Genomic DNA, 26,481 nt, shown 5'->3' on the forward strand with positions numbered 1-26,481 from the left:
TTATAAGATGCTCCTAAGTGTAGTGCGCCCGCAGCGCTTCGGCTGACGCCGTTAATCTTAAAGTCGCTGCTGCATTTCTCTCCCTGGCGTGGTAATAGTGAAACACTGTTGTAAAAATTCTGGTGAACCTGATGCCCGAACCTGCCGCCGAACCGGCACTGAGTGGATTGCGCCTCAACCTGCGTATTGTTTCCGTCGTGATTTTCAACTTTGCCAGCTACCTGACCATCGGCCTGCCGCTTGCCGTCCTGCCGGGCTATGTGCATGACATTATGGGCTTTAGCGCCTTCTGGGCGGGGCTGGTCATCAGCCTGCAATACTTCGCCACCCTGTTAAGCCGCCCCTATGCCGGGCGCTATGCCGATCTGTTCGGGCCCAAGAGCATTGTGGTGCTGGGGCTGTGCGGCTGCTTCCTGAGCGGGGTGAGCTATTTCCTGGCCGGGCTGACCAGCGCCTGGCCGGTGGTCAGCCTGGCGCTGCTCTGTTTTGGCCGGGTGATCTTAGGCATCGGACAAAGCCTTGCCGGAACGGGCTCAACGCTGTGGGGCGTGGGGGTAGTGGGAGCTTCGCACATCGGGCGGGTGATCTCCTGGAACGGCATCGTCACCTATGGCGCAATGGCGATGGGCGCGCCCCTTGGCGTGCTCTGCTATCGCTACACCGGCCTGAGCGGGCTGGCGTTGACCATTATGGGGGTGGCGTTGCTGGCGATCCTCTTCGCCCTGCCACGTCCGAAAGTGAAGGCCAGCAAAGGCAAGCCGATGCCGTTTCGCACGGTGCTGGGGCGCGTCTGGCCCTACGGCATGGCGCTGGCGCTCGGTTCGGCAGGTTTTGGGGTTATCGCCACTTTCATTACGCTGTTTTACGCCGATAAAGGCTGGGACGGCGCGGCCTTCGCGCTGACGCTCTTTAGCTGCGCCTTCGTCGGCACCCGCCTGCTGTTCCCCAACGGCATCAACCGGCTGGGCGGACTGAACGTGGCGATGATCTGCTTTAGCGTTGAGATCCTCGGCCTGCTGCTGACCGGCATCGCTGAGGCGCCGTGGATGGCGCGGATCGGGGTGTTCCTTGCGGGGGCAGGCTTCTCGCTGGTCTTCCCGGCGCTGGGGGTGGTGGCGGTCAAAGCGGTACCGCAGCAGAACCAGGGGGCGGCGCTGGCGACCTATACGGTGTTTATGGATATGTCGCTGGGGGTGACCGGGCCGCTGGCCGGGCTGGTGATGGCGTGGGCCGGGGTACCGGTTATCTATCTGGCGGCGGCGGGGTTGGTGGCGGTGGCGTTACTGCTGACGTGGCGGCTAAAAAAATGGCCTCCGGAGGAGGCCATTTCATCGTGATGACTTACTGAATCACCAGGGTATTGATGATGTTCTCTGCGGCAGTTTGCGCTTTCTGCTGGTCGTCAGCAGGCAGCGTGATCTGCAGGGTCAGCAGCTTGTTGTCCACTTTACCCAGCACCACGGATGAGTAAGCGGTCTGGCCTTTGGCAGAGATAATGCTGTCCAGCTGTTGCAGGGTGTGGCCTTTCAGATCGATGGCTTTGTTGGTGACCACCTGCAGCTGCGGGTCGCGGCTGCGCTGCTGATCTTCCAGACGTTTCGCCAGCACGCCCAGGTCTTCACTGGTGTCGTCGCCGACGATCACAATCACCGCTTTCTGCCCGGTGGCATCGGAATAGACGTGCATATTGTTCGCCTGCGTACCCAGCTTGCCGCTCTGATCGGTCATATCCGCGGGCAGTGAGAAACTGAGTTTGCCATCCATCAGGCTGACCGGCTGACCCGTGGCGTTGCTTTCCGCAGACGCAGCCTGAGCAGGTGCTTTCGTGTCGCTGTTATCACAAGCGGCAAGCCCCATCACCAGCAGGCCAATCCCGACATATTTAACCAGATTGCGCATTACATTCTTCCTTTCGATAAACGGCCATAACGGCGCATCAATCCATCTTATCACAACTGTTCAGGGGAACCTTTAACCTGCCCGTAATGCTGAAATTTCAGATTTATCCTCGAATCTTTTCAGCAACATATTCAGCAGTACGCCGTACATCGGCAGGAAGAAGACCAGGCTGATAAGCACCTTGAAGGCGTAATCCACGAGGGCAATTTCCATCCAGTGTTCGGCCATAAACGCATCCGGGCTGCGCCAGAAGGCGATAAAGAAAAAGGCCAGCGTATCGCTGACGTTGCCAAACAGCGTGGAGGCGGTCGGCGCCATCCACCAGAGATGGTTCTGGCGCAGGCGGTTAAAGACATGCACGTCGAGGATCTGCCCAAGCGCATAGGCCATAAAGCTGGCGGCGGCGATACGGGCGACAAAAAGGTTAAAGTGCGTCAGCGCCTCAAAGCCCTGCCAGCTTCCCATATAGAACAGCGAGGAGATCCCGTACGACACAAACAGCGCCGGAAGCATGACGGCAAAAATAATGCGTCGGGCGAGCGGTGCGCCAAAGATACGGACGGTAAGATCGGTCGCAAGGAAGATAAACGGGAAACTGAACGCGCCCCAGGTGGTATGAAAACCAAAAATGGAGATCGGCAGCTGTACCAGGTAGTTACTGGAGGTAATCACCAGCAGATGGAAAAGCGAAAGCCAGAACAACGCTTTTACGCGCTGCGATTGAGAGAACTGCGTCATATTGTGACCTTTTTATAAGTTGGGGTGAGGGAACCCAATATGAATCTGGCCATCAGGCTATTTTATTCGCCATTCTGAATCCGGGCAGTGCTCAAAATCCTCACGTACTCTATGTACGCTCCGGTTTTTGCGCGCTGTCCGTCTCCAGACTGGCTTCAACAATAACGCCTGTTGGAACAGATTCTGAAAACCGGCCGCATCATACTGCTTTCATTGTGCTTTGCAACGGCTAATTTTTACGCAATCGTTAACCTGGTTTGCTTTGCCCGGTCTGGGGCGTAAACTACTGCCGTTTTTTATCTGAACGAGACGACGATGACCGATCTGTTTTCCAGCCCAGACCATACTCTTGACGCCCAGGGCCTGCGCTGCCCGGAACCGGTGATGATGGTGCGCAAAACCGTGCGCACGATGCAAACCGGCGAGACGCTATTAATTATTGCCGACGATCCGGCCACCACCCGCGATATTCCCGGCTTTTGTACCTTTATGGAACATGAGCTGCTGGCACAGGAAACCGCCTCGCTGCCCTATCGCTATCTGATCCGCAAAGGCTAATGCCATTTTGCCCGGCGGCGCTGCGCTTGCACGGGCCTACGCGTAGGCCGGGTAAGGCGTAGCCGCCCTCCGGCACGCCCTCCTGCACGGGCCTGAAAGGCCATTCGTTTGAACTCCATCACCAATTTGAACCATTGTTTCAAATTTTAGCGCTTTTTTGTGAGGCGCTTCACCCTCGTTTTCCAGGCCTTAGGCTAGTTTTGAAGCTGAAAACTAAAACGCCGTTCCAACGCTTACCTCATACCCTGGAGTTGACTCAATGAAAACGACCATCAAGCCGTTGCTGGCCGCTCTGTGTCTGTCTGCTTTTGCTGCCTCTGTCTCTGCTCAAACCATTAAAGCTGCTGATGTGCATCCTGAAGGCTACCCGAACGTGGTGGCGGTGGAGCATATGGGTGAAAAACTTAAACAACAAACCGACGGCAAGCTGGAGATCAAAGTCTTCCCTGGCGGCGTACTGGGTGATGAAAAGCAGATGATTGAGCAGGCGCAGATGGGCGCCATCGATATGATCCGCGTCTCCATGGCGCCGGTTGCGGCCATCCTGCCGGATATCGAAGTCTTTACCCTGCCGTATGTATTCCGCGATGAAGACCATATGCACAAAGTGATCGACGGCGACATCGGTAAGCAGATCGGCGAAAAACTGACGGCGAACCCGAAATCGAAGCTGGTCTTCCTCGGCTGGATGGACTCCGGCACCCGTAACCTGATCACCAAAGATCCGATTGTTAAACCGGAAGATTTGAAAGGTAAGAAAATCCGCGTTCAGGGCAGCCCGGTGGCGCTGGCGACGTTGAAAGATATGGGCGCCAACTCGGTGGCGATGGGGGTAAGTGAAGTCTACAGCGGCATGCAGACCGGCGTTATCGACGGCGCTGAGAATAACCCACCGACCTATATCGCCCACAACTACATGCCGGTGGCCAAAAACTACACCCTGAGCGGCCACTTTATCACTCCGGAAATGCTGCTCTACTCCAAAATGAAGTGGGACAAGCTGAGCGCCGACGAGCAGGAAAAAATTAAGACCCTGGCCCGTGAAGCGCAGATGGAGCAGCGTAAGCTGTGGCAGGCCTACAACGACGAAGCGCTGGCGAAGATGAAGGCGGGCGGCGTGCAGTTCCATGACATCGATAAGGCGGTGTTCGTCAAAGCGACCGAGCCGGTGCGCGCCCAGTATGGTGAAAAACATCAGGATCTGATGAAAGCCATCGCTGACGTTAAGTAAGCCGGAGTATTTATGTCCGAACTCTATCTGAAATGGATGGACCGTCTCTACCTGCTGGCGATGGCCATTGCCGGGCTGTCGCTGCTGGTGATGACCATCGTTATCCCGATTGGCATCTTTTCGCGCTACGTACTCAACCGCGGTGAGTCGTGGCCGGAGCCGATTGCCATTATCTGCATGGTGACGTTCACCTTTATCGGCGCGGCGGTGAGCTACCGCGCCGGCTCACATATTGCGGTGAACATGCTCACAGACAGATTGCCAGACTCACTGAAAACGGTCTGCGCACGGGTGGTGGATCTGCTGATGCTGGTCATCTCCGGCATCATGTTCTGGTACAGCTACCTGCTGTGCATTGAACTCTGGGACCAGCCGGTCGCGGAGTTTCCGATCCTGACCTCCGGCGAAAGTTATCTGCCGCTGCCGGTGGGGTCGGCGATTTTGATCCTGTTTGTGCTTGAGCGCCTGCTGTTTGGCTCTCAGGAAAGTCGCCCGGTCGTGCTGATCGGCAACCACAGTTAAGGGGTGAACAATGGATGCCTTTGTTTTGTTATTCACCCTCGCCATTCTGCTGGCGCTGGGGATGCCGGTGGCCTTTGCCGTCGGCTTAAGCGCCGTGGCTGGCGCGCTGTGGATTGATCTGCCGCTGGAAGCATTAATGATCCAAATCACCAGCGGGGTGAACAAATTTACCCTGCTGGCGATCCCGTTCTTTATCCTCGCGGGGGCGATCATGGCGGAAGGGGGCATTGCCCGGCGGCTGGTTAACTTCGCCTATATCTTTGTCGGCTTTATTCGCGGCGGGCTGTCGCTGGTGAATATCGTCGCTTCGACCTTTTTCGGCGCTATTTCCGGCTCCTCGGTGGCGGATACCGCCTCCATCGGGACCGTGATGATCCCGGAGATGGAGAAGAAGGGCTATCCGCGCGAATATGCGGCGGCGGTCACCGCCAGCGGCTCGGTGCAGGCGATTCTGATCCCGCCGAGCCACAACTCGGTGATCTACTCCCTGGCGGCAGGCGGCACGGTCTCTATCGCCACGCTGTTTATCGCGGGCGTACTGCCGGGTCTGCTGCTGGGCATGGGGCTGATGGCGCTCTGTTTATGCTTCGCGCGCAAGCGCGGCTACCCGAAAGGGGAGCGCATTCCGTTCAAGCAGGCGTTAAAAACCATGCTGGATGCGCTGTGGGGCCTGATGACGGTGGTGATTATTCTCGGCGGGATCCTGTCGGGTATCTTTACCGCAACGGAGTCTGCGGCGGTCGCCTGCCTGTGGGCCTTCTTTGTCACCATGTTTATCTATCGCGACTATAAGTGGAACGAGCTGCCGAAGCTGATGTGCCGCACGGTCAAAACGGTCACCATCGTGATGATCCTGATTGGCTTTGCCGCGGCCTTTGGCGCGGTGATGACCTACATGCAGCTGCCGATGCGCATCACCGCATTCTTTACGTCGCTGTCGGATAACAAGTACGTCATTCTGATGTACCTCAACATCATGCTGCTGCTGATTGGCACCCTGATGGACATGGCGCCGATCATCCTGATCCTGACGCCGGTCCTGCTGCCGGTGACCAACGCCCTGGGTATCGATCCGGTGCACTTCGGCATGATCATGATGGTTAACCTCGGGATCGGCCTGATTACCCCGCCGGTAGGCTCGGTGCTGTTTGTCGCCAGCGCGGTGAGCAAGCAGAAGATCGAAGCCGTAGTGAAGGAGATGCTGCCGTTCTATGCCATGCTGCTGATAGTGTTAGGGATGGTGACCTACATTCCGGCAATATCGCTGTGGTTGCCGCACACGTTGGGAATGCAGTAACGATGGGGCCGGGCGGCGCTGCGCTTGCCCGGCCTGGAAAATCGTAGGCCCGGTAAGGCGCAGCCGCCACCGGGCTTTTTCTTACCTCTGGCGCAATAACCGCAGCGCGTTGGCCGTCACCAGCACCGTCGCCCCGGTATCCGCCAGCACCGCCAGCCATAATCCCGTCATGCCCAGCAGGGTGGTCAGCAGGAAAATTCCCTTCAACCCCAGCGCGATAGTAATATTCTGCCGGATATTGGCGCGGGTGGCGCGCGCGAGGCTGATCATCTGCGCCAGCCCGCTCAGGCGGTTGTGGGTGAGGGCCGCGTCGGCGGTCTCCAGCGCCACATCGGTGCCACTGCCCATTGCAATGCCAAGGGTTGCCGCCTTCATTGCCGGGGCGTCGTTAATACCGTCTCCTACCATCGCCAGCGGCGCGGTGTCATTCAGCGCCGTCACCGCCTGCACTTTATCGGCGGGCAGCAGCCCCGCCCGGAAATCCAGCCCCAGTTCGCCGGCAATGGCCGCGGCGGCGCGCGGGTTATCCCCGGTGAGAATCACACCTTTGATCCCCAGCTGATGCAGGGCCTGCACGGCCTCTTTCGCATCATCCCGTAGGGTGTCGCGCAGCGTAATAAGTCCCTTGGCCACGCCCTCCTGAACCACCATCACCACCGTCTGTCCGGCCTGCTCCAGGGTAGTGATTTGCACCGCCAGGTGCGGGGCAGGGAATTTATCCGCGGCGCAAATCAGCACTTTACTGCCCGCGACCTCGGCTTCAATCCCGGAGCCCATTAGCGCCCGCTGCGCGGTCGCCGCCGCAATCGTCAGCCCGCGAGCTTTTGCTTCACGCACAATCGCCTGCGCCAGCGGGTGGGTGGAACCCTGCTCTACCGCCGCCGCCAGCGCCAGCAGGGCGTTTTCGCCGCTGTCGAGCGGATAAATGCCCGTCACCTGAGGTTTGCCGACCGTCAGGGTACCGGTTTTATCGAAGGCCACCCGCTGCACCTGCGCCAGCTGCTCCAGCGCCGCGCCGCCCTTAATCAACGCGCCACGTCGCGCTGCGGCTGCCAGCCCGGAGGTGATCGCCGCTGGCGTCGAGATCACCAGCGCACATGGACAGCCAATCAGCAGCAGGGTCAGCCCCTTGTAGATCCAGCCCTCCCAGGGCGCGCTGAACAGCAGCGGTGGCACTACAGCAACCAGCAGGGCGATGAGCATAATCACCGGGGTATAGAGGCGGCTGAAGCGGTCGATAAAGCGCTCCACCGGGGCGCGGCGCGCTTCCGCCTCTTCAATCAGCTTCAGGATGCGGTCGATGGCGCTCTCGCCCGGCTCCGACAAGACCGTCAGCTCGACCAGACGATCGACGCTGGTGGCTCCCGCTAGCACCTTTTCGCCCGCGGTGCGATCGACCGGGATGGACTCGCCGGTGAGGGCGCTTTCATCAAAGCTGGCGGCGGCGGTAAGCAGCGTCCCGTCGGCGGGCAGGCGTCCACCAGCGGCGACTTCGATCACATCCCCCGGGCGCAGCCCGGCAATGGGCACCGTTTTGCGCTCGCCGTTGATTATCTGCGTGGCGGTTTCCGGTTTCAGCGCCATCAGCGCGCTCACCCCTTTGCGCGCCCGGCTCGCCGCCCAGCCCTCCAGCCGTTCGCCGGTTAAAAACAGCAGCAGCACCATCGCCGCTTCCGCCGTGGCACCGATAAACAGCGCCCCGATGGCGGCGACGCTCATCAGCGTCTCAATGGCGAACCAACTGCCGCTCTTCATCAGACGCAGCGCCTGACGGGCCACCGGCCAGAGCCCGACCAGCGTGGTGGCGATAAAGGCGATATTGCCGAGGGGAGGGTTAACCTGCGCCAGACCCCAGCTCAGGGCCATCAACACTATCAGCGTGAGGAGCGGGAGGTTATCGCGCAGCATGGAGGATTTTTCGACCGGCGCGTTTTCATTGCGCAGCGTGTAGCCTGCCTTCACTACCGCGGCCTCGACCTGGCCGCTGACGTTGCTTGCGGCATCAACCAGCAGCTTTTGCGTGGCAAACAGCACCTGGACATGGTTCACCCCCGCCACCTGGCGAACGGCGTTTTCCACTTTGCGCGCGCAGGCGGCGCAGTCCATGCCATTGACCACCCAGCTGTAACGCTCGCCCTCGGCAGGCAGCACGGTTTCGGCCTGCGGTGGAGTGTGATCCACGCTACAACAGGCCTCTTTAGCAGGAAGGGGGGCGAGTTTAAGCGCCGCGAACTGCGGCACTTTTTTCGGTGTTTCTGGAGTCGACATGGCACTCTCCGGCAATGATAATTTTCTCATTAACCGCAGCATACACTCTGGAGTCGACTCCAGAGTCAAGCGTTAAATATAGAGCGAACGCACGATCAGGAAGTGCCCGGCAAAATAGCAGGCGGCGGCAATGGCATTATCGGCGCGGAAACGGCGACGGTAATGACTGCCCAGCCAGACAATATTGCTCAGCAGCAGGAGCGTGGCCCCCACGAAAGCCGACAGCGCCGGGGCCGTCGGACGGAAGAACCACAGCTCACCTGCCAGCCACACCATCACCAGCGTCATGGCGATAAACGTACAGATTGGCCAGCGCATCTCCTCCAGACGCGTCCAGACCACCGCTATCAGCACCGCGCCAACGACCAGCAGCGCCAGCGGCAGCGGCCAGAAGAAGGAGAGCGTCATCTGGCTGGCGAAATAGATGGTGTAGAGCAGATGCGATAAGAAAAACGCCCCCACGGCATAGAGCAGGCGCTGGCGCGGCAGCAGGGTCAGGGCATCGCCCACCAGCGATGCGCAGAGCCCTGCGAGCACCAGGTAGCTGATGGCGTTGAACATCGGCGCCTGCCAGGCCAGCAGCAGTAGCAGCAGGAGGGTGACGGGTTTAAACAGCCAGCGCTGCCAGGCAGGGCCGCGGTAGGACGCATCGACATACAGCCATGCGGAGAAACAGACAGCGATAAATGACCAAAGCATATTAAGTCCCTGTATCTGTTATTGTTGAATAAACAGTTTCACTTCAGTGTAGTGGTGCAGACGGGCCAATAGCAATGCACAGCGTGGCACGCTATCCTGATTTCAGCCTGGTCTTAAGGATTGTCTAATGAGCAAGATGCCGCTCTTTTTTATTATCGTTCTGGCAATTATCGTCGTTGCCGCGTCATTTCGCTTTGTGCAGCAGCGTCGGGAAAAGGCCGATAACGACGCCGCGCCGCTGCTGCAAAAGCGGGTGGTGGTGAGCAATAAACGGGAAAAAGCGCTAAACGATCGTCGATCGCGTCAGCAGCAGGTTACGCCTGCCGGCACCAGCATGCGCTATGAAGCGAGCTTTAAGCCGGAAAGCGGCGGTCTGGAGATGACCTTTCGCCTCGACGAGAAGCAGTACCATCAGCTGACGGTGGGGGATAAAGGAACGTTGCGTTACAAGGGGTCACGGTTTGAGGGGTTTGATCCGGCGCCGTAGTCAGCCAGCCCGCACGAAACGTAGGCCCGGTAAGCGCAGCGCCACCGGGCAGAAGGCCGCAGGTTACTTCTTCGCCTGCGCTTTAAATTTCTTCATCCACACCAGCAGCTCAAACACGCCGAAGATAAAGACGCGGGCCTGCTGCCAGCCGGTCATCTGCGGACCGTCTTTCGGTAAGCCGTTTTTTAGCATCACCATCTGCAGGGCATGCATAAACGAGGTAAAAATCAGCGCCACGTTAACAAAAATGTTCATCGGGCGTGGGAACGGGTGGACGAGGTTGAGGAGCAAAAATGCCCAGACCCCCAGCATCAGCAAACGACCCAGATTAATCAGTACCGGCATCAGTCTCTCCTTGTGATTGACGGTGATAAAGACGATAGGCGACCTGTCCGGCTACTTTCTCCCGGTGCAGATCCCAGTGGGCGGGCACCGGCGGTAAACCGTTTTCTACCTCGCTCTCGACGTAGATTAGCGCATCATCCGCCAGCCAGCCGTTGTTTTCCAGCAGCGACAGCGTCTCTTCCAGCAGCCCTTTGCGAAACGGCGGATCGACAAATACTACATCGTGCGGGGTGCCTGCCTGGGCCAGAAACGCGAGGGTGTTGGTGTTAACGACGCGGGCGTGCGCCGCTTTCAGCGTCACCAGGTTTTGCTGCAACTGCTGGGCGACGCTGCGATCCATCTCCAGCAGCGTGGCGCTGGCGGCGTAGCGTGAAAGGGCTTCAAGGCCGAGCGCGCCGCTTCCGGCGAAGCAGTCCAGGCAACGGGCATCTACCATTGAAGGTGCCAGCCAGTTAAACAGCGTCTCACGGACGCGGTCGGTGGTCGGGCGCAGGCCGGGGCTGTCCGGGACGGGAAGTTTACGGCCACGCCACTGACCACCGATAATGCGAATTTGGCCCGCGGCAGCACGGTTGGGTTTCTTCATATTGTTGCTCAGGTCACTCGTACGGCCTGCGTTTGCAGGCGGTGATGTGCGTTAAGTTAAGTGATAAACTATTTCATCATTTTTTTAGCTTCCATGTATATAGCGCCAGTAATTAACCGCGAGGGGTGTAGTCGCAGATGGCAAAAGAGAAAAAACGTGGCTTCTTTTCCTGGCTGGGATTTGGTCAAAAAGAGCAGGAAACCGAGCAGCAGAACGAAGAACAACAGAGCGCAGAACAGCCCGCAGCGGTTGAACAGCCGCAGCCTGAAACCCCTGTTGAAACCGTCGCTGACGTAGAAGCAGAAGCGCGCACCCACAGCCCGCAAGAGACTGAAGCCTTTGCTGAAGAGGTGGTTGAGGTCACAGAGCAGGTTCAGGAGCGTGAAAAACCGCAGCCGGTTGAACCGGAGCCTGTCGCCGTTGAGCCAGAACCTGTCGCGGTCGAGGAGATTGTCGAGCCGGTCGCGGAGGCGGTCCCGCCGCAGGCTGTCGAGCATGAAGAATTACCGCTGCCGGAAGAGATCGCTGAAGAGAGTAAAGAGGCGATCCCGGAAGAGTATTTGCCAGAAACCGAAGAAGAGACGATCAGCGACGAAGAGCTCGAAGCGCAGGCGCTGGCGGCTGAGGCGGCAGAAGAGGCGGTGATGGTTGTCCCGGTCGCCGACGAGAACGAGCCGGTTGAAGAGATTGTTCAGGAGCAGGAAAAGCCGACCAAAGAAGGTTTCTTTGCGCGCCTGAAACGCAGCCTGATCAAAACCAAAGAGAACCTCGGTTCCGGATTTATCAGTCTGTTCCGCGGCAAGAAAATCGATGATGATCTCTTTGAAGAGCTGGAAGAACAGCTCCTGATTGCCGATGTTGGCGTGGAAACCACCCGCAAAATCATCAGCAGCCTGACGGAGAGCGCCAGCCGTAAACAGCTGCGCGATGCCGAAGCGCTCTACGGCCTGCTGAAAGAAGAGATGGGTGAAATCCTCGCAAAAGTTGACGAACCGCTTAATATTGAAGGCAAAATGCCTTTTGTTATTCTGATGGTGGGCGTTAACGGCGTGGGTAAAACCACCACTATCGGCAAGCTGGCGCGTCAGTTTGAACAGCAAGGTAAATCGGTGATGCTGGCCGCGGGGGATACCTTCCGTGCCGCCGCCGTTGAGCAGCTGCAGGTGTGGGGCCAGCGCAACAATATTCCGGTGATTGCCCAGCACACCGGCGCAGACTCCGCATCGGTAATTTTCGATGCGATTCAGGCGGCGAAAGCGCGCAATGTTGATGTCCTGATTGCCGATACCGCAGGGCGTCTGCAGAATAAATCGCACCTGATGGAAGAGCTGAAGAAGATCGTCCGCGTGATGAAAAAGCTGGACGAAGATGCACCGCATGAAATTATGCTGACTATTGATGCCAGCACCGGACAGAACGCCATCAGCCAGGCGAAGCTGTTCCATGAAGCGGTAGGGCTGACCGGGATCACGCTGACCAAGCTGGATGGCACCGCGAAAGGCGGGGTGATCTTCTCGGTAGCGGATCAGTTTGGTATTCCTATCCGCTACATCGGTGTTGGCGAACGTATCGAAGATTTACGTCCGTTTAAATCGGGCGACTTTATTGAGGCACTTTTTGCCCGAGAGGATTAACAATGATTCGCTTTGAACACGTCAGCAAGGCCTATCTTGGTGGGAGACAAGCGCTGCAGGGAGTGACATTCCACCTGCAGCCGGGCGAGATGGCATTTCTGACCGGCCACTCCGGCGCGGGGAAAAGTACCCTGCTCAAGCTTATCTGTGGGATCGAACGGCCAAGCGCCGGGAAAATCTGGTTCAGCGGCCACGACATCAGCCGCCTGAAAAACCGCGAAGTGCCGTTTCTGCGTCGGCAGATCGGCATGATTTTCCAGGATCACCATCTGCTGATGGACCGCACGGTCTTCGACAACGTGGCGATCCCGCTGATTATCGCGGGCGCCAGCGGGGATGATATTCGTCGTCGCGTATCGGCGGCGCTGGATAAGGTCGGGCTGCTGGACAAAGCGAAGAACTTCCCTATCCAGCTTTCCGGCGGTGAACAGCAGCGCGTGGGCATTGCCCGCGCGGTGGTGAATAAACCGGCGGTGCTGCTGGCGGATGAACCGACCGGTAACCTGGACGACGCCCTTTCCGAAGGGATCCTGCGTCTGTTTGAGGAGTTTAACCGCGTGGGGGTGACAGTACTGATGGCGACGCACGACATGGGGCTGATTGCTCGTCGTTCGTACCGCATGCTGACGCTCAGCGACGGTCATTTGCACGGAGGCCTCGGTGAATAAGCGTGACGCAATGAACCAGATGCGGCAGTTTGGCAGCAAACTTGACCGTTTTCGTAAATCGGCAGGCGGCCCGGGAGAGGGCAACCGCAATGCGCCGAAGCGCAGCAAATCCGCGCCAAGACCCAACTCGCGCAAAACCAACGTGTTTAACGAGCAGGTGCGTTACGCCTTCCAGGGCGCGCTGCAGGATCTGAAAAGCAAACCGTTCGCCACCTTCCTGACGGTCATGGTGATCGCCATCTCCCTGACCCTGCCCAGCGTCTGCTACATGGTCTATAAAAACGTTAATCAGGCGGCGTCGCAGTACTATCCTTCTCCGCAGATCACCGTTTATCTCGATAAATCCCTCGACGATAACGCCGCTGCCCAGGTTGTGGGTCAGCTACAGGCCGAGCAGGGGGTTGAGAAGGTGAACTACCTGTCGCGGGAAGACGCGCTGGGCGAGTTCCGTAACTGGTCCGGGTTTGGCGGCGCGCTGGATATGCTGGAAGAGAACCCTCTGCCTGCGGTGGCGGTGGTGATCCCAAAACTCGATTTCCAGGGCACCGAGTCGCTAAACACCCTGCGCGATCGCGTCTCCCGTATTCACGGCATTGATGAGGTGCGGATGGACGACAGCTGGTTCGCCCGTCTGACGGCGCTGACGGGCCTTGTGGGGCGCGTTGCGGCGATGATCGGCGTGCTGATGGTAGCGGCGGTGTTCCTCGTTATCGGCAACAGCGTGCGCCTGAGCATCTTTGCCCGTCGCGACACCATTAACGTACAGAAGCTGATCGGCGCCACCGATGGCTTCATCCTGCGTCCGTTCCTGTATGGCGGCGCACTGCTCGGTTTTGCCGGTGCATTTCTTTCACTGATTTTGTCAGAAATTTTGGTGATGCGACTTTCCGCCGCGGTAACCGAAGTGGCGCAGGTTTTTGGAACTAAGTTTAATATCAGCGGTTTATCCTTTGACGAGTGCCTCTTATTGCTGCTGGTTTGCTCGATGATCGGCTGGATAGCGGCCTGGTTAGCAACCGTGCAACATTTACGTCACTTTACCCCTGACTAAAAAATCTCTGGTATAATCTTTCCCTGCATTGAGAATCACCGTGCAGGGAAAGAGCCTTTCGTTGACTCTGACCCGCATCATCATCTTCACGTCACATTTTGTGCGTAATTTATTCACAGTTTCACTCGGAACTTGTGGATAAAATCACTGTCTGATAAAAGAGTGAGTGATATTCTCGTTGCTCATTAATTCTGGCATGTTCGTTGCCTGATGGGGACTAACCGCCGCCAGAAAAATTGATTGAGAGGAATGAATGACCAAAGAAATGCAAACTTTAGCTTTAGCCCCTGTTGGTAACCTGGAATCTTACATCCGGGCCGCTAACACCTGGCCGATGTTGACGGCCGAGGAAGAAAAGGAGCTTGCTGAAAAGCTGCATTACCAGGGCGATCTGGAAGCAGCTAAGACGCTGATCCTGTCTCACCTGCGCTTTGTTGTTCACGTTGCTCGTAATTACGCGGGCTACGGCCTGCCGCAGGCAGACCTGATCCAGGAAGGTAACATTGGCCTGATGAAGGCGGTGCGTCGCTTCAACCCGGAAGTGGGTGTGCGTCTGGTCTCCTTTGCTGTGCACTGGATCAAAGCGGAAATCCACGAATACGTGCTGCGTAACTGGCGTATCGTGAAGGTCGCCACCACCAAAGCACAGCGTAAACTGTTCTTTAACCTGCGTAAAACCAAGCAGCGTCTGGGCTGGTTCAACCAGGACGAAGTGGAAATGGTTGCCCGCGAGCTGGGCGTCTCCAGCAAAGACGTGCGTGAGATGGAATCGCGGATGGCCGCGCAGGACATGACCTTTGATATGTCCTCTGACGACGATGCCTCCGACAGCCAGCCGATGGCCCCGGTCCTCTATCTGCAGGATAAGTCATCTAACTTTGCCGACGGCATTGAAGATGATAACTGGGAAGAGCAGGCCGCCAACAAGCTGACCTATGCAATGGAAGGCCTTGACGAGCGTAGCCAGGATATCATCCGTGCCCGCTGGCTGGACGAAGACAACAAGTCCACCCTGCAGGAGCTGGCCGACCGCTATGGTGTCTCCGCTGAACGTGTGCGTCAGCTGGAAAAGAACGCCATGAAAAAACTTCGCGCCGCTATCGAAGCGTAATCCTCGCGAAGTTCCCCGATAACCCTCGAATGCAAATTCGGGGGTTTTGTTTTTTTAGCGCCCGTACTGGCAAATACTCCCCTCCTGGCAAACAGTTACCTGATGCCGTGTGCTGACTCGTTAAAGCCTCGCTTACCTTATATACATTACAAAATAGCTATTCCAATTCGATAAAAATGGGGTATGTTTTAGCAGAGTATGCTGAAAAGGCGCGCACGGCAGACGCATAATTGAAATAAAGCGCCAAAAAACAACATCACAACAAACACAATAACCATCACAATGGGGATTCTCAGGATGAATATGAAGGGTAAAGCCTTACTGGCAGGATGTATCGCGTTGGCTTTCGGCACCGCTCAGGCTGATATCAAAGTGGCCGTTGTCGGCGCAATGTCCGGTCCGGTAGCCCAGTACGGCGACCAGGAATTCACTGGTGCAGAGCAGGCAGTTGCCGACATTAATGCCAAGGGCGGCATCAAAGGCGAAAAACTGCAGATCGTAAAATATGATGATGCCTGCGACCCGAAACAAGCGGTTGCGGTTGCCAACAAAGTGGTGAATGACGGCATCAAATACGTTATCGGCCACCTCTGCTCCTCTTCCACGCAGCCCGCGTCTGACATCTACGAAGACGAAGGCATTCTGATGATCACCCCAGCGGCTACCGCGCCGGAGCTGACCTCCCGTGGCTATAAGATGGTCATGCGTACCACCGGGCTGGACTCTGACCAGGGCCCAACCGCAGCGAAATATATCGTTGAGAAAGTGAAGCCGAAGCGTATCGCCATTGTCCATGACAAGCAGCAGTACGGTGAAGGCCTGGCGCGTTCCGTGCAGGACAACCTGAAAAAAGCGAACGCTAACGTGGTCTTCTTCGACGGTATCACTGCCGGTGAGAAAGATTTCTCTACTCTGGTGGCGCGCCTGAAGAAAGAGAACATCGATTTCGTTTACTACGGGGGTTATCACCCGGAGATGGGCCAGATCCTGCGTCAGTCTCGCGCTGCCGGTCTGAAAACGCAGTTCATGGGGCCGGAAGGGGTGGCGAACGTCTCCCTGTCTAACATCGCCGGTGAATCTGCTGAAGGCCTGCTGGTGACCAAGCCGAAGAACTACGACCAGGTTCCTGCCAACAAACCGATCGTAGACGCCATCAAGGCGAAGAAACAGGATCCAAGCGGTGCCTTCGTCTGGACCACCTACGCTGCGCTGCAAACCCTGCAGGCGGGCCTGAATCAGTCCGCTGAACCGGCTGACATCGCTACCTGGCTGAAAGCGAACTCCGTTGAAACCGTAATGGGGCCGCTCTCCTGGGATGAGAAAGGCGACCTGAAAGGCTTTGAATTCGGCGTGTTTGACTGGCATGCCAACGGTACGGCGACCGACGCCAAATAATCCTCAGGGCGAGCGATGAAACGCTCGCCCTTTTCTTATCTTCTCGAATTCTCTCCTCTGGCATCATCCCCGCCGCTTAGCGCTCGCTGCTATTCCCTCTTTCTAATCTCATAAAATGTGATCATATACCTTATTTTTTAAAACTATATAGTTTTAATATGTCGCTATTGCAGGCTGATGGATAACGTTTTATATATGGATAACTTTAAAAATTTATTTTGATATATACAGCTCGTTAATACAATGGGATGTATATAACTTGCAGCGCGACGGCAATGATTCCGACGACCGCTACGGCGTGCAACTGCGCTTTAAATATTTTTCTGTTAAAGCCTTATATTTGCCGCTTATTACGACAATAAATAATTGCTGAGGATAATAGACAATATCGCTTTGCCGATAGCGTTTGGCCCGCCTGCGCCCAAATGGCATTTATCCGCGAATAACTTATTGCCGCTCTGCACAAAAACAGGGGTTTTGCATAAAGGGAGAATACCTATGCCAGAAAATTACGAAGGAATGATTACGGGGCTGATTACCCATGCCGGCAGCTGCAACAGCCTGGCTTTCGCTGCGCTTCAGGGGGCGAAACGACAGGATCATGATCAGGTGCAGCGTCTGTTAGCCGGGGCGAAAAAGGTCCACCAGAACAGAGCGGAAGGCAGATCATGACGGTTTTAGATACGATAGCCGGTTTTTCGCAAAAACTGGCTGGCCAGGTGCATCTGCGCAGCCTGCGCGACAGCTTTATTATCGCTATCCCGTTTTTAGTGTTGGCCGGGCTTTTTATTATGGTCAACTACGTCTTTCTTGATACCAACGGCTTTATGCGCCACGTGCTCTCTGCCGACACCATGGTGCAGTGGCGGGGGATCGGCGAGCGGGCGCTGAACGGCACCATGAACATTTTGTCCATTATGCTGGCGGTGCTGGTGGCCTATTCGCTGGCCAGCAAGCGTAAGTTCGAAAGCCCGATCATTGCCGCGATGGTTTCGCTGGCCTGCTTTTTTGTGCTGATGCCGGTCACCGCCTCCGTTACCGCTGCCACCGGCGAGACGGTGAGTGTGACGGGCGTGGTGCCCTACGCGCAGACCAACGCGGGTGGAGTATTTCTGGCGATTCTGTGCGCCTTTCTCTCTACCAGCATTTTTCTGAAGATCTCCGGCTCTCCGGCGCTGCGGATCTCGCTGGGAGAGGAGGTGCCTCCTATGGTGCAGCAGTCGTTTAACGCCCTGTCTGCCATCATGATCACCGTGGCTTTCTTCTCCGTCGCCACCTTTGCCATTACCAGCCTGACGCATACCGAGCTGTTTGCGCTGATCCAGACCCTGGTGCAAAAGCCGCTGGTCCATCTGACCACCAGCCTGCCGGGCTTTATTACCTTAACCACCCTGACGAACTTGCTGTTTTCGCTGGGTATTCATCCCTCAGGTATTATCAACCCGGTACTAGAGCCGCCGCTGCTGGTCGCCATGCAGGAGAACATGGCCGCCTTCGCCGCTGGCCTGCCGCCGCCGCACATTATTGTGCTGCCGTTTCGCGACCTGTATGGTCACATGGGCGGAACGGGTTCAACGCTGGCGCTGTTGCTGGCGATCCTGCTGCGCAGCCGCATGAGCAGCCATAAAAAGTTCGCCAGAACGGTGATTGCTCCTGGGGTGTTTAATATCAACGAGCCGGTGATTTTTGGCCTGCCGGTGATCCTCAACCCGCTGATGATGATCCCGTTTATTTTCTACCCGCAGATAAACTTTATCATCGCCTATTACGCCACCGCCTGGGGCTGGGTATCGCATATTGTCGCCTACGTGCCCTGGTCGGTACCGCCTTTGCTCTCCGGCTGGCTGGGATCGGGGGGCGATCTGCGCAACGTGGTGCTGCAAATTATCCTGATTGGGGTTGGGGTCGTGATTTACCTTCCCTTCCTGCTGGCCTATGAGCGCTCAATCAGCGCGAAAAAAGCGCAGCAGGTCATCGAGACCATCGCCACGACGCCGCCAACAGATCCTCAGACAGAACCGGCAATCGCGCAGCCGCTGCGCGAGGGCGAGGCCCACCCGCTGGACAATAAAACCATCGTGCTGGTGTGTAACGAGGGCATGTCCACCTCGCTGGTGGCAAAAAAGATGCGGCAATATGCAGAGAGCATCCACTGTACCGCGTCGATTAGCGCCACCCATATCGGCAACCTCGAAGAAACCGTGCAAAAAGCTGACCTGATACTCCTCTCGCCGCAGCTTACCTATATGGAAAGCAACGTTCGGGAAACGGCAGGAGATCGCTGCCGCGTGGCGCGGGTTAACCCGCAGCATTTTTCAAATATGGATGGTCAGGCGCTCATTGAGCATGCCGTCACGTTGTTAAAATAAGGAAGTTATATGATTAATTGCGCATTTATTGGCTTTGGTAAAAGTGCTACCCGCTACCATTTGCCCTACGTCCTGATCCGCAACGATAAATATCGTGTGAAAACGATTTACGATATTGTCGCTAAGCCGGAGATTGAGTCCCGGCCGCAATACCGCGGAATTACTTTTACCCGTGACGTTAACGAGATCCTTACGGATGACACCATCCGCCTGGTGGTTATCTGCACCCACCCGGACAGCCACTATTCCTGGGCAAAGGCCTGTATCGAGCACGGCAAAAACGTCATGGTCGAGAAGCCGTTCACCACCACGCTGGACGAGGCGAAGACGCTGCTGGCGCTGGCGAAGCAGCACGGCGTCACCGTCACGCCGTTTCAGAACCGCCGCTTCGACTCCTGTTTCCTGACCGTGCAGCAGGTAATTAAGAGCGGCCTGCTCGGGGATATCGTGGAAATTGAGAGCCACTTCGACTATTTCCGCCCCGAGGCGCAGCCGCAGGTTAACCACCCCTTCAACGGTGCATTTTATGGCCTTGGGATCCACACCCTTGACCAGATGCTGGCGCTGTTTGGCCGGCCGCGCCAGGTAGCCTATGACATCCGTAGCCTGCGGCTGAAGCAAAATCCCGACGATACCTTTGAAGCCCAGCTCTATTACGACGACCTGAAGGCGATCATTAAAACCAGCCATCTGGTGATGACGCCCTATCCGCGATTTATCGTTCACGGCACCCGCGGCTCCTTTATTCAGATGCAGATCGACCAGCAGGAGAGTTACCTGAAAGAGAATATCATGCCGGACCACCCGACATTTTGTGCCAATAACCAGCCGGGCATTATTGAATATCTGAATGAGGAGCAGCAGACGGTTAAGCGCGAGGTGCCTGCGGTGCGCGGCGATTATGGCCGGGTGTATGACGCGCTCTACGACACCATAATGAACGGTGCCGCCAATTACGTCAGCGAGCAGGATATGTTGACCAACCTGGAAATACTTGAGGGCGGTTTTAGCCGCGCCACGCCTTTCGTTATCGATTTGGATTAATACTATGAAACGGATATTAAATTGTCGGGCATCCGATTTTCAGCGTCAGTCTGAAGCAGAAGAGTTAGTGGCGGCTATTCGTGCCTCTGAGGGGCGGGTCGTGCTCGCCGAAGTGGCGGCGGAAACCCCGCCACTCTACCCGGACGTCACCAATGCCGAGCTGGTGGCGGCGTTTGGTGCCGATATGGTTCTGCTCAAGGGATACAATACCGCCACCCATGTGGTCGCCGGAGCGCCCGTGGCGGGGGGAATTGAGCAGGTCAAAGCCCTTACCGGCAGGCTGGTGGGCGTCAGCCTTGAGGTGACGCCCGAAAACGACGCCGATAACCCGCGCAGCCTGTCGCGGCACGCGCTTGAACAGGTGCAGGGTGCGGATTTCCTCTGCCTGACCGGCTACGACAAGCCGGGGGTGGATCGGTACAGCATGCTTCAGGCGATAAGCCTTGCGAAGGCGCACTTCCCTGGCTTTATCATGGTGGCAAAGTTCAGCGCCCGGGGGCTGATGGCTGCGGCGGAATATGCGGAGTACGCGGCGGCGGGCGCCCACGCGGTAGTGATCCCCGCACCAGGAACCTGTCAGGGGAGCCGTGAGGGGGAGGTGAGCGCGATCGTTGATGCCGTACACCTGGCGGGTGCGCTGGCTATCACCACCATCAGTACCAGTCAGGAGGGGGCAGACGGCGCAACGGTGAGCCAGATTGGTCTTGCCAGCAAGCGCTGCGGCAGCGACATCCATAGCTTTGGGGATGCTGGCTGCGCGGGAATAGCCGACCCGGAAGCGATTTACCGCCTGTCGATTGCCGTAAGAGGAAAGAGGCACACCTGGGTTCGAATGGCCTCATCTATAAGGCGTTGAGATTTCTATCTGCCTGTATTTATAGTATAACAGGCCTATGTTTATAGGTCTGTATTGTGGTCAGAATGCCGAAGTATCTTGCAATATATAAAGAGATTAAAAAAAGAATACTTTCTGGCTATTACGCACAGAATAGCCAGCTGCCGGAAGGAAAGAAATTCGCGCTGCTTTTTGATTGCAGCGAACTGACTATTACCAAGGCGCTGGATATTCTGGTTAAAGAGGGGCTGGTCGTCAGAAAAAGAGGTCTCGGCTCTTTTGTTAAATTACCGTTTAATACCTCGTCAATTAATAGCCATCTGAAGGGCACCAAAGCGCGCTGTGATGAATCAGGCGAGACAATAACAACGCGAGTAATTGCTTTTTCCGCCATTCCCGCCCCGGCCGACGTGCAGGAAAAGCTCCAGCTTGGCGGCGATGAGATGGTCTATTCGATCCTTCGCGTCAGGGTTATTAACGACGTGCCGGCCATTATCGAAAAAACCTTTATGCCGGTGAACGTTATTCCAGGCCTCAACTATGCCAACGTGGCGGACTCCATATATAGCTATATTACCGACGCGCTGGGCTATCAGATCCACAGCAGCCATATGATGATCACCGCCTCCATAGCTGATGAGCAGCAAAGCCAGCTATTGCAGCTGGCAGAGCCGGAGGTGGTTATTCACGTTGAGCAGACCGCCTATTTAGATAACGGCAAGCTGTTTGAATACTCGGTCGCTACTCACCGCTATAACCGGTTTAAATTCGCCACCGAGTTTATTAAATACAATTAAGGCCGGGTTTATTCCTGCCCGTGATGGACCCATCCATCCTGCTGCGCCACGAACCCCAGCGCCTGCATAAAGGCCGCCATCACGCCGCGGTCTTCGACGCCCACGTCCGCCATCCACCACGAGGCTACGCTCGGGTTATCGCGCACCACCTCTTCAACCAGATATTGCCCTACGCCGCGACGACGCGTGACTTCACGCACGCGCAGGGAGTCCAGCGCGCCTTCCGTCCCGCTCAGCGTGACGCGCACCGCGCCTAACAGCCGCTCGTTAAAGCGCGCAGCATAAATTCGATGGGTATCATCAACGGTGAGGGAGGCGGGGGAGTATTCCGGCCAGATTTTGCCAAGATCGATAAGATCCTGGTCGCTAAAGGTCACCAGACGAACGATAGTCAGTTTCATTAGCAGCTTATCCACGTAAAAAAAGTACAGGCAGTGTACTCAATTTATCCTGCTGGCGGCTTCTCCTTTTTCAATCCATTCTCCAGGTGATTACTTTTTTAGCAGCCAAATGTGCAGCCAGAAAACGCAGGGATCGAAAAATAAGCAGAATATTAACCTAAAAGGCAGCGTTTTATTCCGCTCTTTGTACCGTTATTTTATGCTGCAATTTGTACTTTTAGTTGTTTATCTCTGCCTGATTTCAGAATATTATCTTTGCTTAATCACCTGAAATATAGAGATTTTACTCTGATTTTTGTGAAAAAACTGTGCTAAACCATTAAAGGCAATAGCAAAAGTTGCGTTGTTTAATAAAAGTACAGAATGCTTTTTAACCATAATAAAACAAAATATATACATCACGTCACGAATGGGGATTCACCAATGAAAAGGAACGCGAAGACATTGATCGCGGGAATGGTTGCACTGGCAGTTTCGCAGGCGGCCATGGCGGAGGATATTAAAGTTGCTGTGGTAGGTGCGTTGTCCGGTCCGGTTGCCCAGTGGGGTGATATGGAGTTCAACGGCGCGCGCCAGGCAATTAAAGACATCAACGCCAAAGGCGGCATAAAAGGCGACAAACTGGTCGGTGTGGAATATGACGATGCCTGCGACCCGAAACAGGCCGTGGCCGTTGCCAACAAAATTGTGAACGATGGCATTCAGTATGTGATTGGCCATCTCTGCTCTTCCTCCACCCAGCCTGCCTCCGATATCTACGAGGATGAAGGCATTCTGATGATCACGCCGGGCGCCACTAACCCTGAGCTGACCCAGCGCGGCTATCAGTACATCATGCGTACCGCAGGGCTCGACTCTTCACAGGGGCCGACCGCGGCGAAGTACATTCTCGAGAGCGTGAAGCCGCAGCGTATTGCCATCATTCATGATAAGCAGCAGTACGGCGAAGGGCTGGCCCGCTCTGTACAGGATGGCCTGAAAAAAGGCGGTGCCAATGTGGTCTTCTTCGACGGCATCACCGCAGGCGAAAAAGACTTCTCCGCACTGCTGGCGCGTCTGCAAAAAGAGAACATCGATTTCGTCTACTACGGCGGCTACTACCCGGAGATGGGGCAGATGCTGCGCCAGGCGCGCGCTATCGGCCTGAAAACCCAGTTTATGGGGCCGGAAGGGGTAGGTAACGCCTCCCTGTCGAACATTGCAGGCGATGCGGGCGAAGGCATGCTGGTGACGATGCCAAAACGCTATGACCAGGATCCGGCGAACAGCGCTATCGTTAACGCCCTGAAAGCGGAGAAGAAAGATGCGAGTGGTCCGTACGTCTGGATCACCTATGCCGCCGTACAGTCTCTGGCTACCGCCATGGATCGTACCGGCAGCAAAGCGCCGCAGGATCTGATTAAAGATTTAAAAGCACACGGGGCTAACACCGTGATTGGGCCGCTGAACTGGGATGAGAAAGGCGATCTGAAGGGATTTGAGTTTGGTGTCTTTAAGTGGCACGCCGACGGTTCATCCTCGGCCGCCAAATAATTATCCCACCGCCCGGCAGGACCGGGCGGGAATAGAAAGGTTACCTTATGTCCGAGCAGTTTCTCTATTTTCTGCAGCAGATGTTTAACGGCGTCACGCTGGGAAGCACCTATGCACTGATCGCCATCGGTTACACGATGGTGTACGGCATTATCGGCATGATCAACTTCGCCCACGGCGAGGTCTATATGATCGGCAGCTATGTCTCCTTTATGATTATCGCCGCGCTGATGATGATGGGCATCGACAGTAGCTGGCTGCTGGTGGCCGCCGGATTTGTCGGGGCGATTGTCATTGCCAGCGCCTACGGCTGGAGTATCGAACGGGTGGCCTACCGCCCGGTGCGTAGCTCCAAGCGTCTGATTGCGCTGATCTCCGCGATTGGTATGTCCATCTTCCTGCAAAACTACGTTAGCCTCACCGAAGGGTCGCGCGACGTGGCGCTGCCAAGCCTGTTTAATGGCCAGTGGATAGTGGGCGCCAGCGAGAACTTCTCTGCCTCCATCACCACCATGCAGCTGGTGATCTGGGTTGTGACCTTTATTGCGATGCTGGCCCTGACGCTGTTTATCCGCTACTCCCGCATGGGTCGCGCCTGCCGCGCCTGTGCAGAAGATCTGAAAATGGCGAGCCTGCTCGGTATCAACACCGACCGCGTGATTGCCCTGACCTTCGTGATTGGTGCGGCGATGGCGGCGGTGGCCGGTGTTCTGCTCGGTCAGTTCTACGGCGTGATTAACCCGTACATCGGCTTTATGGCCGGGATGAAAGCCTTCACCGCGGCGGTACTGGGCGGTATCGGCAGTATTCCGGGCGCGATGATCGGCGGCCTGATTCTGGGCGTGGCCGAAGCGCTCTCCTCGGCCTATCTGAGTACCGAATATAAAGATGTGGTGTCGTTTGCCCTGCTGATTCTGGTTCTGCTGGTCATGCCTACCGGTATTCTGGGTCGTCCGGAGGTAGAGAAAGTATGAAACCGATGCATTTTGCTATGGCACTGCTCTCTGCGGCGATGTTCTTCGTGCTGGCGGCGGTCTTTATGGGCGTTCAGCTGGAGCTGAGCGGCACTAAGCTGGTGGTGGATTCCGCGTCGGATATCCGCTGGCAGTGGGTCTTTGTTGGCACCGCAGTGGTCTTCTTCTTCCAGCTGCTGCGTCCGGTTTTCCAGAAGACGTTGAAAAGCGTCTCCGGGCCGAAGTTCGTTCTGCCGGCTATCGACGGCTCAACCGTTAAACAGAAGCTGTTCCTCGTGGCGCTGCTGGTGGCGGCCGTGGCGTGGCCCTTCGTGGTTTCGCGTGGGACGGTGGATATCGCCACCCTGACCATGATTTACGTGATCCTCGGCCTCGGCCTGAACGTAGTGGTGGGGCTCTCTGGCCTGCTGGTATTGGGCTACGGCGGTTTCTATGCCATCGGCGCCTACACCTTCGCCCTGCTGAACCACTATTACGGTCTTGGCTTCTGGACCTGTCTGCCGCTGGCGGGGCTGGTCTCTGCTGCCGCCGGTTTCCTGCTCGGCTTCCCGGTGCTACGCCTGCGCGGTGACTATCTGGCGATTGTGACCTTAGGCTTCGGCGAAATCGTCCGTATCCTGCTGCTCAACAATACCGAAGTGACCGGCGGCCCGAACGGCATTAGCCAGATCCCGAAACCGACCTTCTTCGGCCTGGAGTTCAGCCGTTCCGCCCGTGAAGGCGGCTGGGACACCTTCAGCAACTTCTTCGGCGTGAAGTACGACCCGTCCGACCGCGTGATCTGGCTCTATCTGGTGGCGCTGCTGCTGGTGGTTCTCACCCTGTTCGTGATTAACCGCCTGCTGCGTATGCCGCTGGGGCGTGCATGGGAAGCGCTGCGTGAAGATGAGATCGCCTGCCGCTCCCTGGGCCTGAACCCGACCCGCATCAAGCTGACTGCCTTTACCATCAGCGCCGCGTTTGCCGGTTTTGCCGGAACGCTGTTTGCCGCGCGTCAGGGCTTCGTCAGCCCGGAGTCGTTCACCTTTGCGGAATCCGCCTTCGTGCTGGCGATTGTGGTGCTGGGTGGGATGGGCTCGCAGTTCGCGGTTATTCTTGCGGCGATCCTGCTGGTGGTCTCCCGTGAATTGATGCGCGACTTTAACGAATACAGCATGCTGATGCTGGGTGGTTTGATGGTGCTGATGATGATCTGGCGTCCGCAGGGTCTGCTGCCGATGACCCGTCCGCAGCTGAAGCTGAAGAACGGGCAGACAAAAGGAGAGCAGGCATGAGTCAGCCATTATTATCCGTTAACGGCCTGATGATGCGTTTTGGCGGCCTGCTGGCGGTCAACAATGTCTCTTTGGATCTGCATCAAAAAGAGATTGTGTCGCTGATCGGCCCGAACGGTGCCGGTAAGACCACGGTCTTTAACTGCCTGACCGGTTTCTACAAGCCGACGGGTGGCACTATCATGCTGCGCGACCAGCACCTGGAAGGGCTGCCGGGCCAGCAGATTGCCCGCATGGGCGTGGTGCGTACCTTCCAGCACGTGCGTCTGTTCCGCGAGATGACGGTAATTGAAAACCTGCTGGTAGCCCAGCATCAGCAGCTGAAAACCGGGCTCTTCTCCGGCCTGCTGAAAACCCCGGCGTTTCGCCGTGCCCAGGACGAAGCATTAGATCGCGCCGCCACCTGGCTCGATCGTATCGGCCTGCTTCAGCATGCCAACCGCCAGGCGAGCAACCTCGCTTACGGCGATCAGCGTCGTCTGGAGATTATCCGCTGCATGGTGACCCAGCCGGAGATCCTGATGCTCGACGAACCGGCGGCAGGGCTTAACCCGAAAGAGACCAAAGAGCTGGACGAACTGATTGTCGAGCTGCGTAACCATCACGACACCACCATCCTGCTGATTGAGCACGATATGAAGCTGGTGATGGGCATTTCGGATCGTATTTACGTGGTGAACCAGGGGACGCCGCTGGCGAACGGCACGCCGGAAGAGATCCGCAACAATCCGGACGTGATCCGCGCTTACCTGGGTGAGGCATAAG

General features: G+C 56.7%; 26 protein-coding genes and 1 pseudogene. 20 read left to right on the forward strand and 7 right to left on the reverse strand.

Annotated elements, in window-relative coordinates; all coding sequences use genetic code 11:
- Positions 1–97 precede the first annotated feature (97 nt).
- Positions 98–1,337: pseudogene (locus B3X29_RS16080) on the forward strand (MFS transporter).
- 4 nt (positions 1,338–1,341) lie between these two features.
- Here B3X29_RS16080 and B3X29_RS16085 read toward each other — a convergent pair.
- Both B3X29_RS16085 and B3X29_RS16090 read right to left on the reverse strand, forming a co-directional pair.
- A complete protein-coding gene (locus B3X29_RS16085; protein ID WP_103177375.1) occupies positions 1,342–1,899 on the reverse strand; it encodes a DcrB family lipoprotein in 558 nt (185 codons plus the stop codon).
- A 72-nt stretch (positions 1,900–1,971) separates the two neighbouring features.
- Complete coding sequence (locus B3X29_RS16090) at positions 1,972–2,637, reverse strand: 7-cyano-7-deazaguanine/7-aminomethyl-7-deazaguanine transporter (RefSeq protein ID WP_103177374.1); 666 nt, start codon at positions 2,635–2,637, stop codon at positions 1,972–1,974.
- 315 nt (positions 2,638–2,952) lie between these two features.
- Between B3X29_RS16090 and tusA the strand changes: the two genes are divergently transcribed.
- The 4 genes from tusA to B3X29_RS16110 all read left to right on the forward strand — a co-directional run bounded on the left by tusA (position 2,953) and on the right by B3X29_RS16110 (position 6,245).
- Positions 2,953–3,195 carry a sulfurtransferase TusA gene (gene tusA, locus B3X29_RS16095; RefSeq protein WP_103177373.1) on the forward strand — a complete coding sequence of 81 codons (243 nt, stop codon included), beginning with the start codon at positions 2,953–2,955 and terminating at the stop codon, positions 3,193–3,195.
- Between the two features lie 259 nt (positions 3,196–3,454).
- The gene (locus B3X29_RS16100) at positions 3,455–4,426 is read left to right on the forward strand and encodes a TRAP transporter substrate-binding protein (protein WP_159340205.1); all 972 of its coding nucleotides are present in this window, start codon (positions 3,455–3,457) and stop codon (positions 4,424–4,426) included.
- A gap of 12 nt (positions 4,427–4,438) precedes the next feature.
- A complete protein-coding gene (locus B3X29_RS16105) occupies positions 4,439–4,948 on the forward strand; it encodes a TRAP transporter small permease (protein ID WP_103177371.1) in 510 nt (169 codons plus the stop codon).
- A gap of 10 nt (positions 4,949–4,958) precedes the next feature.
- Entirely contained in the window at positions 4,959–6,245 is a 1,287-nt protein-coding gene (locus B3X29_RS16110) for a TRAP transporter large permease (protein ID WP_103177370.1), read from the forward strand.
- An 81-nt stretch (positions 6,246–6,326) separates the two neighbouring features.
- On the opposite strand, the gene zntA is transcribed toward B3X29_RS16110, so the two are convergent.
- Positions 6,327–8,513, reverse strand: a complete 2,187-nt coding sequence (gene zntA / locus B3X29_RS16115) for a Zn(II)/Cd(II)/Pb(II) translocating P-type ATPase ZntA (protein WP_159340206.1) — start codon at positions 8,511–8,513, stop codon at positions 6,327–6,329.
- A gap of 72 nt (positions 8,514–8,585) precedes the next feature.
- Positions 8,586–9,212: a lysoplasmalogenase gene (locus tag B3X29_RS16120; RefSeq protein ID WP_103177368.1), complete on the reverse strand. Its 627-nt coding sequence runs from the start codon at positions 9,210–9,212 to the stop codon at positions 8,586–8,588.
- A 127-nt stretch (positions 9,213–9,339) separates the two neighbouring features.
- Between B3X29_RS16120 and B3X29_RS16125 the strand changes: the two genes are divergently transcribed.
- Positions 9,340–9,699, forward strand: coding sequence for a DUF2500 domain-containing protein (locus tag B3X29_RS16125; protein ID WP_103177367.1), 360 nt, complete (start codon positions 9,340–9,342; stop codon positions 9,697–9,699).
- A gap of 63 nt (positions 9,700–9,762) precedes the next feature.
- Here the strand turns inward: B3X29_RS16125 and B3X29_RS16130 are convergent, their stop codons facing one another.
- The gene (locus B3X29_RS16130) at positions 9,763–10,044 is read right to left on the reverse strand and encodes a DUF1145 family protein (RefSeq protein WP_103177366.1); all 282 of its coding nucleotides are present in this window, start codon (positions 10,042–10,044) and stop codon (positions 9,763–9,765) included.
- The gene (gene rsmD, locus B3X29_RS16135) at positions 10,028–10,630 is read right to left on the reverse strand and encodes a 16S rRNA (guanine(966)-N(2))-methyltransferase (RefSeq protein ID WP_103177365.1); all 603 of its coding nucleotides are present in this window, start codon (positions 10,628–10,630) and stop codon (positions 10,028–10,030) included. Before rsmD ends, B3X29_RS16130 begins: the two co-directional genes overlap by 17 nt.
- Before the next feature lie 137 nt (positions 10,631–10,767).
- Here rsmD and ftsY point away from each other — a divergent pair, with 137 nt between their 5' ends.
- From ftsY to B3X29_RS16185, 10 genes are all read left to right on the forward strand, one after another.
- Positions 10,768–12,264 (forward strand): signal recognition particle-docking protein FtsY, encoded by a 1,497-nt coding sequence (ftsY, locus tag B3X29_RS16140; RefSeq protein ID WP_156655322.1) that lies wholly within the window; start codon positions 10,768–10,770, stop codon positions 12,262–12,264.
- Positions 12,265–12,266: 2 nt separating this feature from the next.
- Positions 12,267–12,932 (forward strand): cell division ATP-binding protein FtsE, encoded by a 666-nt coding sequence (gene ftsE, locus B3X29_RS16145; RefSeq protein ID WP_103177363.1) that lies wholly within the window; start codon positions 12,267–12,269, stop codon positions 12,930–12,932.
- The gene (gene ftsX / locus B3X29_RS16150) at positions 12,925–13,983 is read left to right on the forward strand and encodes a permease-like cell division protein FtsX (protein WP_103177362.1); all 1,059 of its coding nucleotides are present in this window, start codon (positions 12,925–12,927) and stop codon (positions 13,981–13,983) included. Before ftsE ends, ftsX begins: the two co-directional genes overlap by 8 nt.
- 253 nt (positions 13,984–14,236) lie before the next feature.
- On the forward strand, positions 14,237–15,094 hold the full coding sequence (gene rpoH / locus B3X29_RS16155) for an RNA polymerase sigma factor RpoH (RefSeq protein ID WP_032614938.1): 858 nt from the start codon (positions 14,237–14,239) through the stop codon (positions 15,092–15,094).
- Between the two features lie 297 nt (positions 15,095–15,391).
- Positions 15,392–16,489, forward strand: coding sequence for a branched-chain amino acid ABC transporter substrate-binding protein (locus B3X29_RS16160; RefSeq protein ID WP_103791337.1), 1,098 nt, complete (start codon positions 15,392–15,394; stop codon positions 16,487–16,489).
- 498 nt (positions 16,490–16,987) lie between these two features.
- A complete protein-coding gene (locus B3X29_RS16165) occupies positions 16,988–17,161 on the forward strand; it encodes a PTS lactose/cellobiose transporter subunit IIA (protein ID WP_139156308.1) in 174 nt (57 codons plus the stop codon).
- Positions 17,158–18,858 carry a PTS transporter subunit EIIC gene (locus B3X29_RS16170; RefSeq protein WP_159340207.1) on the forward strand — a complete coding sequence of 567 codons (1,701 nt, stop codon included), beginning with the start codon at positions 17,158–17,160 and terminating at the stop codon, positions 18,856–18,858. Before B3X29_RS16165 ends, B3X29_RS16170 begins: the two co-directional genes overlap by 4 nt.
- A 9-nt stretch (positions 18,859–18,867) precedes the next feature.
- Positions 18,868–19,902 (forward strand): oxidoreductase, encoded by a 1,035-nt coding sequence (locus B3X29_RS16175; RefSeq protein ID WP_103177359.1) that lies wholly within the window; start codon positions 18,868–18,870, stop codon positions 19,900–19,902.
- Between the two features lie 4 nt (positions 19,903–19,906).
- A complete protein-coding gene (locus B3X29_RS16180; protein WP_159340208.1) occupies positions 19,907–20,758 on the forward strand; it encodes a hypothetical protein in 852 nt (283 codons plus the stop codon).
- A 65-nt stretch (positions 20,759–20,823) separates the two neighbouring features.
- Positions 20,824–21,534: a GntR family transcriptional regulator gene (locus B3X29_RS16185; protein ID WP_103177357.1), complete on the forward strand. Its 711-nt coding sequence runs from the start codon at positions 20,824–20,826 to the stop codon at positions 21,532–21,534.
- A gap of 8 nt (positions 21,535–21,542) precedes the next feature.
- Here the strand turns inward: B3X29_RS16185 and panM are convergent, their stop codons facing one another.
- Positions 21,543–21,935, reverse strand: a complete 393-nt coding sequence (gene panM / locus B3X29_RS16190) for an aspartate 1-decarboxylase autocleavage activator PanM (protein WP_103177356.1) — start codon at positions 21,933–21,935, stop codon at positions 21,543–21,545.
- A 423-nt stretch (positions 21,936–22,358) separates the two neighbouring features.
- Here panM and livK point away from each other — a divergent pair, with 423 nt between their 5' ends.
- From livK to livG, 4 genes are read left to right on the forward strand one after another with little or no spacing between them, the layout of a single operon-like run.
- The gene (gene livK, locus B3X29_RS16195) at positions 22,359–23,468 is read left to right on the forward strand and encodes a high-affinity branched-chain amino acid ABC transporter substrate-binding protein LivK (RefSeq protein WP_103177355.1); all 1,110 of its coding nucleotides are present in this window, start codon (positions 22,359–22,361) and stop codon (positions 23,466–23,468) included.
- 47 nt (positions 23,469–23,515) lie between these two features.
- Positions 23,516–24,442, forward strand: coding sequence for a high-affinity branched-chain amino acid ABC transporter permease LivH (livH, locus tag B3X29_RS16200; RefSeq protein WP_013099131.1), 927 nt, complete (start codon positions 23,516–23,518; stop codon positions 24,440–24,442).
- A complete protein-coding gene (gene livM, locus B3X29_RS16205; RefSeq protein ID WP_103177354.1) occupies positions 24,439–25,716 on the forward strand; it encodes a branched chain amino acid ABC transporter permease LivM in 1,278 nt (425 codons plus the stop codon). The genes livH and livM overlap by 4 nt, the downstream gene beginning before the upstream one ends.
- Positions 25,713–26,480, forward strand: a complete 768-nt coding sequence (livG, locus tag B3X29_RS16210) for a high-affinity branched-chain amino acid ABC transporter ATP-binding protein LivG (protein WP_039032512.1) — start codon at positions 25,713–25,715, stop codon at positions 26,478–26,480. The genes livM and livG overlap by 4 nt, the downstream gene beginning before the upstream one ends.
- Position 26,481: the final 1 nt, after the last annotated feature.

The sequence above is a fragment of the Leclercia sp. UBA5076 genome (assembly GCF_002416465.1).
In the GTDB taxonomy this organism is placed as follows: Bacteria; Pseudomonadota; Gammaproteobacteria; order Enterobacterales; family Enterobacteriaceae; genus Enterobacter.